Consider the following 17,693-nt stretch of genomic DNA (forward strand, 5'->3'; position numbering starts at 1 on the left):
GTGGACCATGAGCGTTGTGAACCCCGCTGGAGGCGACACCGCGGCGGGTCGCTCCTGGCCCGGAATCCTGGGAGCCCTGCTGGCGGGACAGGACCTGAGCGCCGCGGAGACGGCCTGGGCGATGGACCGCATCATGAGCGGCGGGGCCACCGACGCCCAGATCGCCGGCTTCATGGTGGCCCTGCGGGCCAAGGGCGAGACCGTGGACGAGGTCAGCGGGCTCGTCGAGGCGATGTACGCGCACGCGCAGCCGCTCGACATCCCCGGGCCCGCCGTGGACATCGTGGGCACCGGCGGCGACCGGGCCAGGACCGTCAACATCTCGACGATGTCCGCCATCGTCATCGCCGGGACCGGGACCAAGGTCGTCAAGCACGGCAACCGCGCGGCCAGCAGCGCCAGCGGGGCCTCCGACGTCCTGGAGAAGCTGGGCATCAACCTGGACCTGTCGCCCCTGCGCGTCGCCCAGGTGGCCGAGGAGACCGGCATCACCTTCTGCTTCGCGGCCAAGTTCCACCCCGCGATGCGCTACGTCGCCTCGGCGCGGCGCGACCTGGGGGTCCCGACCTCCTTCAACATCCTCGGCCCGCTGACCAATCCGGCCCGGGTCGGTGCCTCGGCGGTCGGCTGCTTCGACACCCGGATGGCCGGTCTGATCGCGGGAGTGCTGGCCCGGCGCGGCTCCTCCGCGCTGGTCTTCCGCGGCGACGACGGACTGGACGAGCTGACGGTCACGTCCACCTCCCAGGTGTGGATGGTGCGCGACGGGGCGGTGGAGCAGATCCCGTTCGACCCGCGCGACGTCGGCATCGAGCTGGTCCCGATCGAGGCGTTGCGCGGCGCCGACGCGGCCTACAACGCCGATGTGGCGCGCCGGCTGCTGGCGGGGGAGACCGGCCCCGTGCGCGACGCCGTCCTGCTGAACTCCGCCGCCGCGCTCGTGGCGCTGGAGCCCGCGGAGGGCACCCTGGTGGAGCGGATCGCCGCCGGAATGGCACGGGCGGCGGAGTCCATCGACTCGGGCACGGCCGCCAAGACGCTGGAACGGTGGGCGGCGGCCACCAACGCCTAAGCCGCGCGGGCGTTCACGCGGAAGGGCCGGGGCCGGGTGCCCCGGCCCTTCCGCGTTCCCGCCGCGGGCCGCGGCCGAGGTGGTGCGGGATGTCCGGGATGCGGACCGCGGCTTGCGGCGCCGCCGGTGTGTGGCAGGATGCTGCGCAGGTCACGAGTGACAGCGACACGGCCCCGGCCCGCTGTCCGGCAACCCTCCTTCCGTGGCGGGGTGCCCCGGGTGATGACCAGGCCGCAGGCAGCGAGGTCTGCGGCAAGCGCGGTCATGAGGAGTTCTTCCGTGAGCAAGCGAATGCGCTAGGGCCGAAGGCCCCTTTTCACCCTCCCCGGGCGTGCCCGCTGTGCGGCGGCCCGGTGTTCCGAGGGCTTTCCCGTCAACCCTGACGCACTGTCGCCTCACCCTGCCCACAGGAGACTTCGCCATGTCCGTGCACCCCGCCGCGCCCGCGCCCGTCCGTGCCACCACTCCGCTGCCCGTGCTGGGCCGTGACGTCCTCGTCCCGCTCGTCACCGGCGGCGAGGTCGCCTACGCCGCCCTCGACTACGCGGCGAGCGCGCCCGCGCTCCAGCGCGTCTGGGACGACGTGGCCGCCTACGCGCCCTACTACGGCAGCGTGCACCGGGGCGCGGGGTACCTGTCGCAGCTGTCCACGGACCTGTTCGAGCAAAGCCGCGCGGAGGTGGCCGCGTTCCTCGGCTGCCGGGCCGACGACCAGGTGGTCTTCACCCGCTCGACCACCGACTCGCTCAATCTGCTGGCGTCCGTCGTGCCGGACGGCACCCGGGTCTTCGTCTTCGAGACCGAGCACCATGCCTCCCTGCTGCCCTGGCGGGACGGCGACGTCACCTACCTGAGCGCGCCCCGGACCCCCGCGGAGGCCGTGGCCCTGCTGGAGCGCGCGCTGGCCGCGCGCGAGCCGGGCGGCCCGGCGCTGGTCTGTGTGACGGGTGCGTCGAATGTGACCGGTGAGCTCTGGCCGGTGCGCGAGCTGGCGGCGGCGGCCCACGCGCACGGCGCGCGCATCGTCCTCGACGCGGCGCAGCTCGCGCCGCACCACCCCGTCGACGTGGCCGCGCTCGACGTGGACTGGGTCGCCTTCTCCGGGCACAAGCTGTACGCGCCCTTCGGTTCCGGGGTCCTCGCCGGCCGCGCCGACTGGCTCCGCGAGGCCGAGCCGTACCTCGCGGGCGGCGGTGCCTCCCGCCGCGTCGCCCGCCGCGCGGACGGCGGCGTGGAGGTGGACTGGCACACCACCGAGGCCCGCCACGAGGCCGGCTCGCCCAATGTCATCGGCGTCTACGCCATCGCGTCCGCCTGCCGGGCCCTGCGCGAGGCGGGCTTCGACGGCCTCGTCGAGCGCGAGCAGGCGCTGGTCGCCCGCCTGCGCGAAGGGCTCGCGGGGATCGAGCAGGTGCGGGTGCTGTCCCTGTTCGGGGAGGACGCCCCGCGGGTGGGCGTTCTGTCCTTCGTGGTCGACGGCTGGAACAGCTCCCACTTCGCCGCCGCGCTGTCCGCCGAGTACGGCATCGGCGTCCGCGACGGGCTGTTCTGCGCTCATCCCCTCGTGCGCACCCTGCTGGGCGACCACACGGAACCGGGCGACTGCGGCGGCGACACCACCCTCAACGCCGTCCGTGTCTCCTTCGGCGCGGGCACCCCCGACGAGCACGTCGAGCGCTTCCTCGCCGCGGTCGCCGCGCTCGTCACCGACGGCGCCCAGTGGCGCTACCGCACGGAGAACGGCCGCTGCGTCCCCGCGTAGGGCCGGACTAGGAGTCGAGGCCGATGGCGAAGGCGGCTTCGAGGTCGTGCTGCGAGTAGGTGCGGAAGGCCACGTGCGTGTCGGTGGCCTCGACGCCGGGGATCTTGCTGATCCGGCCGGGGATGACGTCCGCGAGCTGGTCGTGCTGGGCGACCCGGACCATGGCGACCAGGTCGTACGTGCCGGTCACGGAGTAGACCTCGCTGACGCTCTCCAGCGCCGCGATGGACTGCGCGATCTCGGGGATCCGGTCGACGCTGGTCTTGATGAGCACGATCGCGGTGATCACGGCTGTAGGTCTCCTTCGGTCGCCCTGGTGGCGGGCTCCAGCTTAGGCCTTGCCCGGTAGCAGCCCCATGCGCACAGGAAGCCGAAGAGGAAGCCGGTGATGTGCGCCAGGTACGCCACGCCCGGCCCGGACTGCTGGGCCTGCCCGGCCAGCGACTGGAGCACGAACCAGAAGACGAGCACCATCCACGCGGGGAAGCGCAGCGGCAGGAAGAAGAGGAAGGGGAAGAGGCTGGTCACCCGCGCCCGGGGATAGAGGTACAGGTACGCGCCGAGGACGCCGGAGATGGCGCCGGACGCGCCGACCAGCGCCTGGGTGGACGTGGTGTGCGCCAGGGCCCAGCCGTAGGTGGCCAGGTAGCCGCACACCACGTAGAAGACGAGGTAGCGCAGCCGGCCCATGCGGTTCTCGACGTTGTCGCCGAAGACGTAGAAGAACAGCATGTTGCCCAGCAGGTGCACCCAACTCCCGTGCACGAACAGGGCCGTGAGCACCGAGACGAAGGGCGACCGCCCGATGTCGGCGGGCGGGGGGCAGCCGGTCGGCATCACGACCGACGCGGGGGCGACGCGCCCGTGCCAGAGTTCCGCGGGAATGACACCCCACCGGGCGAAGTACGAGGCCTGGGCGCAGGCGAGCTCGTGGCCGGTGCCGTAGACGGGGTTGAGCCCGGAGGCCGGGCCGATGAGGAAGACCGCCACGCACAGCCCGATCAGGGCGTACGTCACCAAGGGTCTGCGGCGGACAGGGTTCTCGTCGTACACCGGGATGACCATGGATCGATCATGACGGACCGGGTTCAACCGGCACAGGACGCCTCGCCGCAGCGCCGGATCCCGCCGAGGCCGTAGGGTGACCGGAACGCAAACGCGCGACCTAGGAGCAGATCCGATGACGGTTCCCCTGCCGACCGCCACGACCCGGTGGCGCTGCACTCTCTGCGGAAACCTGACCCGGTTCGACGTGACGCGCTCCAGCAGGGTCGTCGAGTACGTGCATCTCGACCTCGCCGGGGAACCCTCGGTGGAGGAGCGCGAGGTGCTGAGCGAGACCGTCGAGTCGGTGCGCTGCCGCTGGTGCAACGCCGTGGACCGGGTGGAGCTGGTGGACCGTCCCGACGCGGCGGCTGCGCAGGCCTGACCGCCGCCGGGGACAATGGAGGGGCGCGGCGCGACCTGAGGGGTCGAGGGTGGCCGGGGAGGCGCCGAAGAACTGGACAGGAGTGACTGGTGGACCGGACCGGTGGTAACCCGGGCCACGGCGACGAGGCGGCCGGGCCCGCGGCTCCGGCTGCCCCGGACGGCTCGGCCGCGCCCGAGACCCTCGACCGCCCGCTGCCCGAGGGCGTGCGCCACCGCGTGGTCTCGCTGGCGGCCGACGCCTTCGGCGGGCTGACCCTGGGCGAGCTGCCTGCGGTGCTGCGCCCGTATGCCCGGTTCACCCCGAGTCGCCGCGCCAAGTTCGCGGCCACCGCCATGGCCAGCGCCCTGGAGAGCGATCCCGCGTTCCGGCAGCGGGTCGCCGGACGGCTGCGCGAGGCGGAGCCCGATCTGTGCGAGTCGCTGGACGCCGGCACGCCGCCGCCGGCCGTGGATCCGCTCGACGTGGCCGCGGCCGCCTATCTGCTGCGGCCCGCGGGCTGGGCGAAGCTGGTCGCCGCCGCGGGCGAGGAGGCGCAGCGCGCCAGCGCGGAGCGGGCCGGCGAGGAAGTGCTGCGCGAACTGCGGCAGCTGAAGAGCGAACTCGACGAGGTGCGGGCGCACGCCCGCACCGAGGCCGTCCGGGCCCGCTCCGACCTCGACGCGGCCCGCAAGGAAACGGAGTCGCTGCAACGCAAACTGCGCAGCGCCGGCAGCGATGTGAAGCGTGCCGAGGCGGCGCTGCGCAAGGTCGAGGCCGAGCTGGACGAGACGCGTTCGGCCGCGGCGGCGGACAAGGCGGCCGCGGACGGCGAGGCGCGCCGGCTGCGGGCCCGGCTGGCCGAGGCGGAGTCGGCGGTCGAGGCCGGCCGCCGGGCGGCGCGCGAGGGCCGCACCGTGGAGGAGATGCGGCTGCGGCTGCTGCTCGACACCGTGCTGGACGCCGCGTCCGGACTGCGCCGCGAGTTGGCGCTGCCGCCGCGCGACACCCTGGGCGTGCGCCCGGCCGACACGGTGGACGCGGTGGCGCCGGGGGCGATCAGCCCGAAGGACATCGCGCGCCGCGCCCTGTCGGAGGACGACCCCGCGCTGCTGGACCAGTTGCTCGCGCTGCCGCAGGCCCATCTGGTCATCGACGGCTACAACGTGACGAAGACCGGTTATCCCGCCCTGCCGTTGGAGAAGCAGCGGCTGCGGCTGCTGGGCGGCCTGGCGGTGCTGGCCGCGCAGAGCGGCGCGGAGGTCACCTGCGTCTTCGACGGCGCCGACCTGGACGCCCCGGTGCTGCTCGCCCCGCCGCGCGGGGTGCGGGTGCTGTTCAGCAAGGCCGGTGAGACGGCGGACGAGTTGATCCGGCGTCTGGTTCGGGCGGAACCTCCCGGTCGCCCGATTGTGGTGGTTTCGTCCGACCGTGAGGTCGCGGACGGGGTGGCTCGTGCCGGCGCCCGCCCGGTCGCATCCGTCTTGTTGCTCAAGCGACTTGCCCGGGTGTGACCTGGAGCACATCGTGGGGCGTGTGGGGCGGTTTTTCGGAGCTCTGCGTCAACTCGCCATCACTACGCGTGTGATGTGTGTAAAGAAAACGCGAGTGAATGACTTTTTTCCTTCAGAGATTTGATCCGATCACAAGATGGTCACTAGGGTCAGGCCTCGAACCTCTGCGCAGTCGATCACCCAATCAGGGTGGCAGCGGAGGTCCCGCCGATCCGAAGTGGCGTGCGTACGACGGGGGACGCCGACGCTCGGGGCCGGGGAACCGCGGTTCCCGATGCACGCGGCAGGCGGCTGGAGGAAGAAGGAGCTCGCCCGAGTGGCGTCCCACCGTCGTCCCAAGCAGACCAGTCGCGCACGTGTCACTGTGCTCACCGCGACCGCCGCCGCAGCTGTGGCCCTCTCCGCCCAGGCCGCCCAGGCCGCGCCCGCCAAGCAGTCCGTCAAGAGCGTCAAGGCCAAGGTCGACGCCCTGTACGAGCAGACCGAGCAGGCGACCGAGAAGCTCAACGGCGCGACGGAGAAGCAGGACCAGCTGCAGAAGCAGGTCGAGGTCATCCAGGACGAGGTGGCCCGCCAGCAGGGCGACCTCAACGACCTCCAGGACGACCTCGGCACCCTCGCCAGCGCCCAGTACCGCAGCGGCGGCATCGACCCGACGCTGCAGCTCTTCCTCTCCGCGGACCCGGACAGCTACCTCGACAAGGCGTCCACCCTCGACCAGGTGAGCACCAAGCAGGCCGAGGCGCTCCGCCAGATCGCGGAGAAGAAGCGCACGCTCAACCAGCAGAAGGCCGAGGCGGCGAGCAAGCTCTCCGAGCTCGACCAGACCCGCACAGAGCTGCGCAAGAAGAAGAAGGAAGTCCAGGGCAAGCTCGCGGAGACGCAGAAGCTGCTCAACTCCCTGACCGCCGCCCAGCGTGCCGCGCTCGCCGCCGAGGACGCGCGTTCCAGCCGCAGCAACGAGCGCGTCAACCTGGGCAACGACACCCCGGCCTCCGGTCGCGCCGCCGCCGCCCTCTCGGCCGCCCAGAGCAAGCTCGGCTCGCCGTACGTCTACGGCGCCACCGGCCCGAGCTCCTTCGACTGCTCCGGCCTCACCTCCTGGGCCTACGCCCAGGCCGGCGTCTCCATACCCCGGACCTCGCAGTCCCAGGCGTACGCCGGTTCGCACCTGACGATGAGCCAGCTGATGCCCGGCGACCTGGTGATCTTCTACGGCGACATGCACCACGTGGCCCTCTACGCGGGCAACGGCATGGTCCTGCACGCACCGCGCACCGGCACGGTCGTCCGCTACGAGTCGATCAACAACATGCCGTTCCAGTTCGGCGTGCGCATCTGATCCTCGTCCCCCGGTCACCTCGTGCCCGGGTTGAACCTATCGGGTGATCTCGTACGGTGACGGCCGGGCGATGACCTGCACAAGTGGGGCATCACCCGGCCTCCGTGCGTGTCCGGGTCTTTGAACTCCGCGTGCACGGCTGACTACTGTCGGCCGACGTGCCTTCCCATCGACGCATTCCGCAGCCGGGCCAGGGCCCCCGTACCGCACGGGTCACGGTCCTGACCGCCGCTGCCGCCACCGCCGCCGCGGTGGCCGGCGCCGCCTCCGCGCCCAGCGCGCAGGCCCGGCCCGCGGACAACGCGACCGACGTGGCCACCCGCATCGACCACCTCTACGAGCAGGCCGAGCGGGCGACCGAGCAGTTCAACGCGGCCAAGGAGCGCTCGGAGCAGCTGCGCGGCCAGGTGGAGGTCCTGCAGGACCGCGCCGCACGCGGCCAGGAACGGGTCAACGGGCTCCGCAACGACCTCGGCATGCTCGCCGGCGCCCAGTACCGCAGCGGGGGAGTGGACCCCACGCTCGCCCTGCTGCTCTCCTCGGACCCCGGCACCTACCTCGACCGGGCCGCCACCCTCGACCGGATCAGCAGCCGCGGCAACGCCCGGCTCGGCGAACTGCGCGACGCCCAGCGGGTGCTGGACCAGGAGCGCATGCAGGCCGCAGGCCGGCTGGTGGAGCTGGAGCGGGCCCGCACCACGCTCAACGCCCGCAAGAAGACGGTGCAGCGCAAGCTGATGGCCGCCGCGCGCCTGGTCAACTCCCTCAGCGACGAGGAACGGGCCCAGCTCGCCTCCCGCCTGGAGCAGCGCGCCTCGCGCTCCGGACGGCTGATCGACATCCCGGACCTCGCGGCGTCCTCCGCACGTGCCGCCGCCGCCGTGTCGGCCGTGCGCTCCGTCGTCGGCGCCCCGTACGCCTGGGGCAGCACCGGCCCCGGCGCCTTCGACTGCTCCGGGCTGATGGTCTGGGCGTACCGGCAGGCCGGCGTCGGACTGCCGCGCACCTCCCAGGCGCAGCTGCACGCCGGGCGGCAGGTGCCGCTCAGCCAGGCACGCCCCGGCGACCTGGTCGTCTACCGGGGCGACGCCAGCCATGTCGGCATGTACGTCGGCGGCGGCCAGGTCGTGCACGCCCCCTACCCCGGGGCGCGGGTGCGCTACGACCCGATCGGCATGATGCCGGTCGCGGCGGTGACCCGGCCCGTGTGACCCGGCCCGTGTGACGGTCGCCCGGCCGGTCGCCCGACCGGTTGCCCGGGACCGGGGGAACGTACGATCGGCGGCGTGGCCCGCATCCCCCGTCCCCTCGTCCGCCCTGCCGCCGCCGCGCTGTGCTGCGCGGCGGTACTGGCCGGCTGCGGGCCCACCGGGGACCTCGGCGACCGCCCGGACCGGGAGGCCGTGCAGCGGCTGCTGGACGGGCGGGCGGCGGCCCTGCTGCACCGCGACGAGCCGGCGTACCTCGCCGGGGCGGTACCCGCCCGCCGCGCCGCCGAACGGCAGGTCTTCCGGAATCTGGCGGACGTACCGCTGGCCGCCTGGTCGTACCGGGTCGTCTCGGTGGACGGCGGCGACCGCCCGGCCGCCCGCGTCGAACTGGACTACCGCGTCAAGGGCTACGACAGCGCGCCCGTCGCCGCACAGGAGTCGGTGCGGCTCGGGCAGGACGGCGACGGGCAGTGGCGCGTCGCCGCCGAGGGCGCGGACGGCGACCAGTTGTGGGAGCAGGGCCCGGTGCGGGTGGTGCGCGGCACGCACAGCCTCGTCCTCGGCACCACGGGCACCGCCTCGCTGAAGACGTACGCCGCCGACGCGGACCGGGCGGTCCCCGCCGTGCTGCGGGCCTGGGGCACGCGCGGCTGGGGCGGCAGGATCGTCGTGGAGGTCCCCGCGTCGCTGCGGAACATGGGCGAACTGCTCGGCGCCCCCGCGGACGCCTACCGGGACATCGCCGCCGTCACCACGGGCGAGGCCGGCGGCCCCGCCTCGGACGCGCCCGGCGGACGCGTCATCGTCAACCCCGAGGCCTTCGGGGAGTTGTCCGCCTTCGGCCGCCGCGTCGTGCTCACCCACGAGGCCACCCATGTGGCGACCCGCTCCGCCACCGCACCCGGCACCCCCCTCTGGCTCTCCGAGGGCTTCGCCGACTGGGTCGCCTACCGCGGCACCGGCCGCTCCGCACCGGCCGTCGCCCCCGAACTCGCCCGCGACGTCGCCGCGGGCCACGTGCCCCGGGCGCTGCCCTCCGACGCGGCCTTCGGCACCCGGGCCGCCGGGCTCGCGCAGGCCTACGAAGGCGCCTGGCTGGCCTGCCGGTTCATCGCGGAGGAATGGGGCGACGCCCGGCTCGTCGCCCTGTACCGTGCCGGTGCGGACACACGCCGCGTGCTGGGGATCGGCACCGACGAGCTCACCGCGCGCTGGCGCGCCTACGTCGAGCGGGAGTTGGGATGACCGAGGACTTCAGCCCCGCCGAGACCGAACGCGGCAGGGCGCTGCGCCGGGCCCAGCTGCCGCCCCTGCTCGGCGGCCGCCTCACCGGCCTCGCCCTGCTGCTCCTGCTCGGCCTGACCCCCGCGGGGGCCGCGCTGACCGGCGTGTTCGGCGACGCCTGGGGGCTGCGCGTCCTCGCCGGCGGGCTCCTCCTCGTCCTGCTCCGGCAGGCTGTCGCGCTGCCCTTCTCCGCCCGGGTACGGGTCGTCCGCCACCGCTACGGCCTGGTGACCCAGGGCTGGGGCGGCTGGGCGGCCGACGTCCTGCGCGGCCTGCTGGTCTCCGTGCCGCTCGCCCTCGCCGCCCTGTACGGCTTCTACGGGCTCGGCTGGGCCTGGGCCGCCCTCGGCGCGGCCTGCGCGGCCGTGGCGCTGTCCTGGCTCGCCCCCGTCGTCCTCGAACCGCTCTTCAACCGCTTCCGGCCCATGGACGCCGGGCCGCTGCGGGACGCCCTGCTGGCGCTGGCCGCACGCGACGGCGTCCCGGTGCGCGACGTCCTGGTCGCGGACGCCTCACGGCGCACGACCGCCCTCAACGCCTACGTCTCCGGCTTCGGCAGGACCCGGCGCATCGTCGCCTACGACACCCTGGTGACCACCGCACCGGCCGGCGAGGTGGAACTCGTCGTCGCCCACGAACTCGGCCACGTCAAGCACCGCGACGTGCTGCGCGGCACCCTCCTCGGCGCGCTCGGCGCCGCCGCGGGCGTCTGCGTCCTGGCCGCCTTCCTCGCCGCGGCCTCCCCGTACGCCGCCGACGACCCCCGCGGCCTCTTCCTGCTCGCCGCGGCGGCGGCCGTCGGCTCCGCCCTGGCCGGCCCCCTCGGCTGCGCCGTCAGCCGCAGCGCCGAACGCCGCGCGGACCGGCACGCCCTCGAACTCACCGGTGACCCGGCCGAGTTCATCGCCATGCAGCGCCGCCTGACAGTCGCCAACGTCTCCGACCCCGACCCGCCGCGCGCCCTGCACCTCCTCTTCGGCACCCACCCCACCCCCGTCCAGCGCATCGCCGCCGCCCGCGCGTTCGCGACCCCGCCCGCCTGAGCCGCGCCGCGCCGGGCGCCCGGCCCGACCCGCCGCGCGCCTGCTGGACGCGGGCCCGTCCGCGTGGGCGCGGTCACCAGGTGGGGAGTTCGCGGCCTTCGTCAGGCTCGGACTCGTCGTTGGGGGAGGGGGCTGGGGCCGCGGGCCGTGGCGTTCGGCCGCGCCTGGGGGGCGCGATTGTGTCCGACCCGATCCACTGCGTGCTGCGCACCTGCGGTGGGCCGACGCGCCCGCCTGATCGGTGCCGGGCCCAGGCGGGGTTACCGGCTTTCCCCGGGAAGGGGCCGTGGGGTTCCGCACACGGCGTCCGGCGTCCGGCGGCGCGCCCGGCTCGATCCGCCCTGCGACGCGGCTCGTCCGCCCGGGCACGGTCACCAGGTGAGGAGTTCGCGGCCTTCGTCGGGCTCGGGCTGCGCGGGACGGAGGGCCCTCCGGGGCGGTGGGGAAGGGGCCGGGGCCCACACACGGTGGCCGGCGGCGCCTGACGGTCGCCGATGTCTCCGACCCGGACCCGCCGCGCGCCCTGCACCTGCCCGTCGGGACCCACTGCCCGGCCGCGCAGCGCATCCCGGCCGCCCCGCCTTCGCCGGCTCGTCCGCCTGATCCGGGCCGGGCAAGGCGCCATCACCGGGTGGGGAGTTCGCGGCCTGTGCCGGGCTCCGGACCCGTCCTTGGAGGAGTGGGTTTGCGGGGATGATGGGGAAGGGGCTGGGGACGCGGGCAGTGGCGGTCGGCGCGGGGCGTGCGGCGGAGCCTGGCGGGCGCGATCGTGTCCGGGCCGATCCACTGCGTGCTGTGTACCTGTGCTGTGCGGACCCGCCTGATCTGTGCCGGGTTATGCCGGGTTACCGGGTTTCGCCGGGAAGGGGCCGTGGGGTTCCGTACACGGCGTCCGGCGGCGCGCCTGGCTGTCGAGCAGGGCGCGGTCACCAGGTGGGCCGCGGGGGCCGGGGACGGCGGCCGGTGGCGCTTGGGGCGTTCGGCCCGATCCGCCGTGCGCCCGCTGGACGCAGGCCCGTCCGCCCGGTCGGGGTCACCAGGTGAGGAGTTCGCGGCCTTCGTCGGGCTCGGGTTCGGCCTTGGGGGAGGACACGGGGGCGGTGGGGAAGGGGCCGGGGTCGCGGGCCGTGGAGGTCCACAGGCGGCGGCAGGCGACGACGCAGGCGGCGACCAGCAGGCCGTTGCGGACCACGAGGAGCGTGATGCCGAGGGGGGTGCTGGTGACGACGTCGCCGAAGCGGATCGGGAACTCGTAGAGGGTCACGCCGGTCGCCACGATCACCAGCACCGCCGGCACCGCCATGACGCTCGCGCGCAGCGTGAGGCAGACGGCCGCCATGCCGATCAGCCAGATCATGTACTGCGGGCTGATGACCCGGCTGGTCGTCGTGAACAGCAGGACGGCGGTGAAGGCCGCGTCGAAGGGCGTCGCCGCGTCGAGGGTGCGGGCCCGCAGCCGCCACAGGAGCAGCCACGCGAAGGCCGTCACGGTGAGGGTGAGCGCGATGTCGCTGACCAGGGCGACGTACGGACCGAGGAACTCCACGGAGCCGTAGTTGAGCAGCACTTGGCCCTGCCAGCCGTGGTGCCGGGCGATGTGGAAGACCAGGGAGCCCAGCGACTCGACCTCGGTGCCGCGCTCGCCCTGGAACCGCAGGAAGGCGAAGGCCCCCGGCATCCAGAGCCAGAAGCCCAGCGCGAGGACGCCCGCGCCGGCCACGGCGGCCGTCCACACCCGGCGGTCCCGCACCCCGGTCAGCAGCAGCACGGGCCAGACCTTGAGCATCGCCCCGAAGGCGATGAGCGCGCCGGCGACCCTGGGCCGCCGTACGGTCGCCAGCAGCGCGGCCACGGCGACGGCGGTGACCATCACGTCGTACCGGGCGTACGCGGTCGGTCCCAGCAGCGGCACGCCCACCACCCACACCCACACGCCCGCCTGCCGGCGTCCCTCGCCGCGCGAGCCGTGCAGCAGCATGGCGAAGGTGACCACGTCGGCCACGGACGCCAGCCAGAAGAAGGCGGTGGTGTAGTCGAGGAACGGCAGCAGCCCGGGGGAGAGCACGGCCAGCGCGGCGGCGGGCGGGTACTGCCAGGTGACGTCGTGCAGCGGGAAGGTGCCGGACCGCAGGACGTCGTACCAGCCGTGGTAGATCGCCGAGACGTCGGAGGTGACGTCGATCGGCGACACGCTGAACACCTTGAACACGCACAGCAGCAACGCGATCCGCGTGATCACCCAGGCGAGGGCCGGTCCCACCGGGGACCTCCCGCCATTACTGCCTGCCATGTCCACCTCGTCGTATCGCCTCTGGTGTGATGATGCACGATGCCGGTCGCGCCTGTGGACGGGCCCCGGTTCTCAAGGACGCATCGGCGGCCTCGGTCGGTTGCCGGGGCCCGCAAGCGCTACGCTCGGCGCCGTATGGACAAGACCTTGATCGTCACGAACGACTTCCCGCCCCGCCCCGGCGGCATCCAGGCCTTCGTGCACAGCATGGCGCTGCGCCTGGATCCCGGGCAGGTGGTGGTGTACGCCTCCACGTGGCGGGACGGCTCCGAGGTCGCCCGCTTTGACGCCGAGCAGCCCTTCCCGGTCGTCCGCGACCGTACGTCGATGCTGCTGCCGACCCCGCGCGTGACCGGACGGGCCGTGGAGCTGCTGCGGGAGCACGGCTGCACGTCGGTGTGGTTCGGCGCGGCGGCGCCGCTGGGCCTGATGGCCCCGGCGCTGCGGAAGGCCGGTGCCCGGCGGATCGTGGCGACGACGCACGGCCACGAGGCGGGGTGGGCGCAGCTGCCCGGCAGCCGCCGGCTGCTGCGCCGGATCGGCGAGGGCACCGACACGATCACCTATCTGGGTGAATACACCCGGTCGCGGATCGCGCCCGTGCTGAGCCCGCGGGCCGCGGCGCGCATGGTGCAGCTGCCCCCGGGGGTCGACGAGAAGACCTTCCACCCCGCCTCGGGCGGCGGCGCCGTCCGGGCCCGCCTCGGGCTGGCGGACCGGCCGGTGGTGGTGTGCGTGTCCCGCCTCGTGCCGCGCAAGGGCCAGGACACCCTGATCCTCGCGCTGCCGCGCATCCTGGCCGTGCAGCCGGACACCGTGCTGCTGGTCGTCGGCGGCGGACCGTACGCGAAGGAGCTGAAGCGGCTCGCGGCGGAGACCGGGGTGACCGACTCGGTCGTCTTCACCGGGGCGGTGCCCTGGGAGGACCTGCCCGCGCACTTCGGCGCGGGCGACGTCTTCGCCATGCCCTGCCGCACCCGTCGCGGCGGGCTGGACGTGGAGGGGCTCGGCATCGTCTACCTGGAGGCGTCCGCGACCGGGCTGCCCGTGGTGGCCGGCGACTCCGGCGGAGCGCCGGACGCGGTGCTGGACGGCGAGACCGGCTGGGTGGTGCGCGGGGGTGTGCCGGAGGACGCCGCCGACCGCATCCTGGCCCTGCTCGGCGACGCGGAACTGCGGCAGCGGATGGGCGAGCGCGGACGCAAGTGGGTCGAGGACGCCTGGCGCTGGGACCTGCTGGCCGACCGGCTCAAGGCGCTTCTCTAGCGCGGCCCGCAGGCCCCGCGGCCGGTCCGCCCCCGGAATACCGGTGGCCGCCGTCCGCGCGAGGCGTACGGCGGCCACCGCCGACGGTCGTCAGGGACCGCCGGTGCTCAGGTGGTGTAGATCGCGGCGATCTCGTCCGCGAACTCCCGCAGCACCACGTTGCGCTTCAGCTTCAGCGACGGCGTCACGTGCCCGGACTCCTCGGTGAACTGGGTCGCCAGGACGCGGAACTTCTTCACCGCCTCCGCCTTGGACACCGCGGCGTTGCCGTCGTCGACCGCCGACTGCACCTCGGCCAGCAGGTCCGGGTCCTCCCGCAGCGCCGCGGCCGTGCGGCCGGCCTTGCCGTGCTGCTCGGCCCAGCGGGGCAGGAACTCCTCGTCCAGGGTCACCAGCGCGCCGATGAACGGCTTGCCGTCGCCGACCACCATGCACTCCGCGATCAGCGCGTGGGCGCGGATGCGGTCCTCGATCACCGCCGGGGCGACGTTCTTGCCGCCCGCGGTCACGATGATCTCCTTCTTGCGGCCGGTGATGGTGATGTAGCCGTCCTCGTCCAGCGCGCCGATGTCGCCGCTGTGGAACCAGCCGTCCGTGACGGCCTCCGCCGTCGCCGCCTCGTTGTTCCAGTAGCCGCTGAACAGGTGCTCGCCGTGGAGCAGCACCTCGCCGTCGTCGGCGATGCGGACGGTGGAACCCGGCAGCGGCTGGCCGACGGTGCCGATCTTCGTACGGTCCCAGGGGTTGAAGGCCGTGGCCGCGCAGGACTCCGTCAGGCCGTAGCCCTCCAGGACGGTGAAGCCGATGCCCCGGTAGAAGTGGCCGAGCCGCTCGCCGAGCGGCGCGCCGCCGGAGATGGAGTACTCGGCGCGGCCGCCGAGCACGGCGCGCAGCTTGCTGTAGACCAGCCGGTCGAAGACCTTGTGCTTGAAGCGCAGGCCCAGCGAGGGCCCGTTCGCCGAGTCCAGGGCGCGGCTGAACTCGATCGCGACGTCGGACGCCTTGTCGAAGATCTTGCCCTTGCCGCCCGCCTGCGCCTGTGCGCGGGCGGAGTTGTACACCTTCTCGAACACGCGCGGCACGCCCAGCAGCATCGTCGGCCGGAACGAGGACAGCTCGCCGGTCAGGTTCTTGATGTCGCTGACGTGCCCGAGCTTGATCGGGGCCATCACACTGGCCACCTCGACCAGCCGGCCGAAGACGTGCGCCAGCGGCAGGAAGAGCAGCACCGAGGAGTCGCCGGTCCGGAACAGCGGCTTCAGCCGCTCCACCACGTTGCCGCACTCGGCGAAGAAGGCGCGGTGGCTGAGCACGCACCCCTTGGGGCGGCCGGTGGTGCCCGAGGTGTAGACGATGGTCGCGGGCGAGTCGGCCTTGGCGTACGCGCCGCGCTCGTCGACCGTCGCCTCGGCGATGTCGGTCCCGGCGGCGGTCAGCGTCTCCACGGCGCCGCCCTCGATGCGCCACACGTGCTTCAGCTGCGGCAGGCGCTCGCGGACGGACTCCACCGACTTCTCGTGCGCCTCGGTCTCCACGATCGCGGCGACCGCGCCGGAGTCGGACAGGATCCACTCGACCTGCTCGGCCGAGGAGGTCTCGTAGACCGGAACGGTGACGGCGCCCGCGCTCCACACGGCGAAGTCGAACAGCGTCCACTCGTAGCGGGTGCGGGAGATCAGGGCGACCCGGTCGCCGGGCTGCACGCCCGAGGCGATCAGGCCCTTGGCGGCCGCGCGCACCTCGGCGAGGAACGCGGTGGCGGTGACGTCCGCCCAGTCACCGGCGGGGGTCTTGCGGGCGATGACGGCGACGTCCGGGTGCTGAGCGGCGTTGCGGCGGATGAGATCCGTCAGATTGCCGTCCGCGGGGACCTCGTAGAGTGCCGGAAGGCTGAACTCGCGCAAGACTGCTGCTCCTCATCGGCGCCGGCGGCGGTGCTGGCTGCGGCCACTGCGGGGGTGAACAGTGGTGCGGACTGCCCGGACGTTACCCACCGGTAAAGCTCCAGCGGTAGGGGGTGCCGTGTAGATGTTTTGTGTGTCACATCGTGGTCACATTCCGGTGGTCCGCTGCGGCCCAGCGCGTATCCACTGGTGGAAAGCCTAGTCGAGGTACCCGACAACCCGCAGGTAACAAGGGCCCCGCCGGCACCGCCCGCGGGCCCGGCCCGGCGGCCTAGAGTGATCGGCATGCGTGTCCACGTCGTCAGCGATGTCCACGGCGCCGCCGAGGCGCTCGCCAAGGCCGGGGAGGGGGCCGACGCCCTCGTCTGCCTCGGCGACCTCGTCCTGTTCATGGACTACGCGGACCACTCGCGCGGCATCTTCCCCGACCTGTTCGGCGCGGCGAACGCCTCCCGCATGGTCGCCCTGCGCACCGCCCTGCGCTGGGACGAGGCCCGCGCCCTGGACCGGGAGCTGTGGGGCGGCCTGGGCACCGACCGGCGCACCGCCATCGAGGCCGCCGTGCGCCGCCAGTACGCCGAACTGTTCGCCGCCTTCCCCACGCCGACGTACGCCACGTACGGGAACGTCGACATCCCCGCGCTGTGGCCCGAGTACGCCGGGCCGGGCACGACCGTGCTCGACGGCGCCACCGCCGAGATCGGCGGCCTGGTCTTCGGGTTCGTCGGCGGCGGCCTGCGCACCGCCTACCGCACCCCGTACGAGATCGACGACGAGACCTACGCCGCCAAGGTGGCCGCCCTCGGCGAGGTCGACGTGCTCTGCTCGCACATCCCGCCCGCCGTGCCCGAGCTCTGCTACGACACGGTCGCCCGCCGCTTCGAGCGCGGCAGCGAGGCTCTGCTGGACGCGATCCGCAGCACCCGGCCCCGGTACGCCCTGTTCGGCCACGTCCACCAGCCGCTGGTGCCCCGGATGCGCATCGGCACGACCGAATGCGTGAACGTCGGTCACTTCAACTCGACGAGAACGCCGTGGGCACTGCAATGGTGACGGCCCCGGAGGTCTGCGGGCGTCCGACCAGGCGGTAGCCTTCAGCGGCAGGCACACGACAGCAGGTACATGACGCGACGTCCCGGAGGGGCCACGGCGATGGCGGAACACACGAGGTCCAGCATCACGATCGACGCGGCCCCGGCCGATGTCATGGGTGTCATCTCCGACTTCGCCCGCTACCCGGAGTGGACCGGGGAGGTGAAGGAGGCCGAGATCCTCGCCGCCGACCCCGAGGGCCGCGCCGAGCAGGTCCGCCTCCTCCTCGACGCCGGTGCGATCAAGGACGACCACACCCTCGCCTACACCTGGGTCGGCACCAGCGAGGTGCGCTGGACGCTGGTCAAGTCCCAGATGCTCCGCACCCTGGACGGCGCCTACCTCCTCGTCCCCGTCGAGGACGGCAAGCGCACCGAGGTCACCTACCAGCTGACCGTCGACGTCAAGATCCCCATGCTCGGCATGATCAAGCGCAAGGCCGAGAAGGTCATCATCGACCGTGCCCTCGCCGGCCTGAAGAAGCGCGTCGAGTCCCAGGACTGAC

General features: G+C 73.6%; 15 protein-coding genes and 1 riboswitch. Of the genes, 11 read left to right on the forward strand and 4 right to left on the reverse strand.

Annotation, left to right across the window (positions count from 1 at the left end):
- The first annotated feature begins 7 nt into the window (after positions 1–7).
- The gene (gene trpD / locus ACIP64_RS11030; RefSeq protein ID WP_401583985.1) at positions 8–1,072 is read left to right on the forward strand and encodes an anthranilate phosphoribosyltransferase; all 1,065 of its coding nucleotides are present in this window, start codon (positions 8–10) and stop codon (positions 1,070–1,072) included.
- 148 nt (positions 1,073–1,220) lie between these two features.
- Positions 1,221–1,337, forward strand: a riboswitch (SAM riboswitch).
- A gap of 156 nt (positions 1,338–1,493) precedes the next feature.
- Positions 1,494–2,834, forward strand: coding sequence for an aminotransferase class V-fold PLP-dependent enzyme (locus tag ACIP64_RS11035; protein ID WP_401583988.1), 1,341 nt, complete (start codon positions 1,494–1,496; stop codon positions 2,832–2,834).
- Positions 2,835–2,841: 7 nt separating this feature from the next.
- Here ACIP64_RS11035 and ACIP64_RS11040 read toward each other — a convergent pair whose 3' ends face one another.
- Together ACIP64_RS11040 and ACIP64_RS11045 are read right to left on the reverse strand one after the other, a co-directional pair.
- On the reverse strand, positions 2,842–3,123 hold the full coding sequence (locus ACIP64_RS11040) for an Lrp/AsnC ligand binding domain-containing protein (protein WP_360911426.1): 282 nt from the start codon (positions 3,121–3,123) through the stop codon (positions 2,842–2,844).
- Complete coding sequence (locus tag ACIP64_RS11045; protein ID WP_401583993.1) at positions 3,120–3,899, reverse strand: rhomboid family intramembrane serine protease; 780 nt, start codon at positions 3,897–3,899, stop codon at positions 3,120–3,122. The genes ACIP64_RS11040 and ACIP64_RS11045 overlap by 4 nt, the downstream gene beginning before the upstream one ends.
- Before the next feature lie 115 nt (positions 3,900–4,014).
- On the opposite strand from ACIP64_RS11045, the gene ACIP64_RS11050 reads away from it, so the two are divergent.
- From ACIP64_RS11050 to ACIP64_RS11075, 6 genes are all read left to right on the forward strand, one after another.
- Complete coding sequence (locus tag ACIP64_RS11050; protein ID WP_360911422.1) at positions 4,015–4,263, forward strand: hypothetical protein; 249 nt, start codon at positions 4,015–4,017, stop codon at positions 4,261–4,263.
- Positions 4,264–4,352: 89 nt separating this feature from the next.
- Positions 4,353–5,756 (forward strand): NYN domain-containing protein, encoded by a 1,404-nt coding sequence (locus tag ACIP64_RS11055; protein WP_401583996.1) that lies wholly within the window; start codon positions 4,353–4,355, stop codon positions 5,754–5,756.
- Between the two features lie 316 nt (positions 5,757–6,072).
- On the forward strand, positions 6,073–7,098 hold the full coding sequence (locus ACIP64_RS11060; protein WP_401583999.1) for an NlpC/P60 family protein: 1,026 nt from the start codon (positions 6,073–6,075) through the stop codon (positions 7,096–7,098).
- Between the two features lie 158 nt (positions 7,099–7,256).
- Positions 7,257–8,309 carry an NlpC/P60 family protein gene (locus ACIP64_RS11065; RefSeq protein ID WP_401584002.1) on the forward strand — a complete coding sequence of 351 codons (1,053 nt, stop codon included), beginning with the start codon at positions 7,257–7,259 and terminating at the stop codon, positions 8,307–8,309.
- A gap of 75 nt (positions 8,310–8,384) precedes the next feature.
- Complete coding sequence (locus ACIP64_RS11070; RefSeq protein ID WP_401584005.1) at positions 8,385–9,554, forward strand: hypothetical protein; 1,170 nt, start codon at positions 8,385–8,387, stop codon at positions 9,552–9,554.
- Complete coding sequence (locus tag ACIP64_RS11075) at positions 9,551–10,636, forward strand: M48 family metalloprotease (RefSeq protein ID WP_401584008.1); 1,086 nt, start codon at positions 9,551–9,553, stop codon at positions 10,634–10,636. Before ACIP64_RS11070 ends, ACIP64_RS11075 begins: the two co-directional genes overlap by 4 nt.
- 1,033 nt (positions 10,637–11,669) lie before the next feature.
- On the opposite strand, the gene ACIP64_RS11080 is transcribed toward ACIP64_RS11075, so the two are convergent.
- Entirely contained in the window at positions 11,670–12,926 is a 1,257-nt protein-coding gene (locus ACIP64_RS11080; protein WP_401584010.1) for a glycosyltransferase 87 family protein, read from the reverse strand.
- A 135-nt stretch (positions 12,927–13,061) separates the two neighbouring features.
- Here ACIP64_RS11080 and ACIP64_RS11085 point away from each other — a divergent pair, with 135 nt between their 5' ends.
- Positions 13,062–14,192 (forward strand): glycosyltransferase family 4 protein, encoded by a 1,131-nt coding sequence (locus ACIP64_RS11085; RefSeq protein WP_401584013.1) that lies wholly within the window; start codon positions 13,062–13,064, stop codon positions 14,190–14,192.
- A 107-nt stretch (positions 14,193–14,299) separates the two neighbouring features.
- On the opposite strand, the gene ACIP64_RS11090 is transcribed toward ACIP64_RS11085, so the two are convergent.
- Positions 14,300–16,096: an AMP-dependent synthetase/ligase gene (locus ACIP64_RS11090; RefSeq protein WP_401584015.1), complete on the reverse strand. Its 1,797-nt coding sequence runs from the start codon at positions 16,094–16,096 to the stop codon at positions 14,300–14,302.
- Positions 16,097–16,381: 285 nt separating this feature from the next.
- Between ACIP64_RS11090 and ACIP64_RS11095 the strand changes: the two genes are divergently transcribed.
- The gene (locus ACIP64_RS11095; protein WP_401584017.1) at positions 16,382–17,149 is read left to right on the forward strand and encodes a metallophosphoesterase; all 768 of its coding nucleotides are present in this window, start codon (positions 16,382–16,384) and stop codon (positions 17,147–17,149) included.
- Between the two features lie 99 nt (positions 17,150–17,248).
- Positions 17,249–17,692: an SRPBCC family protein gene (locus ACIP64_RS11100; RefSeq protein WP_360911405.1), complete on the forward strand. Its 444-nt coding sequence runs from the start codon at positions 17,249–17,251 to the stop codon at positions 17,690–17,692.
- Position 17,693: the final 1 nt, after the last annotated feature.

Origin of the sequence: Streptomyces sp. NPDC088733, assembly GCF_044751185.1 — a bacterium.
GTDB lineage: Bacteria > Actinomycetota > Actinomycetes > Streptomycetales > Streptomycetaceae > Actinacidiphila.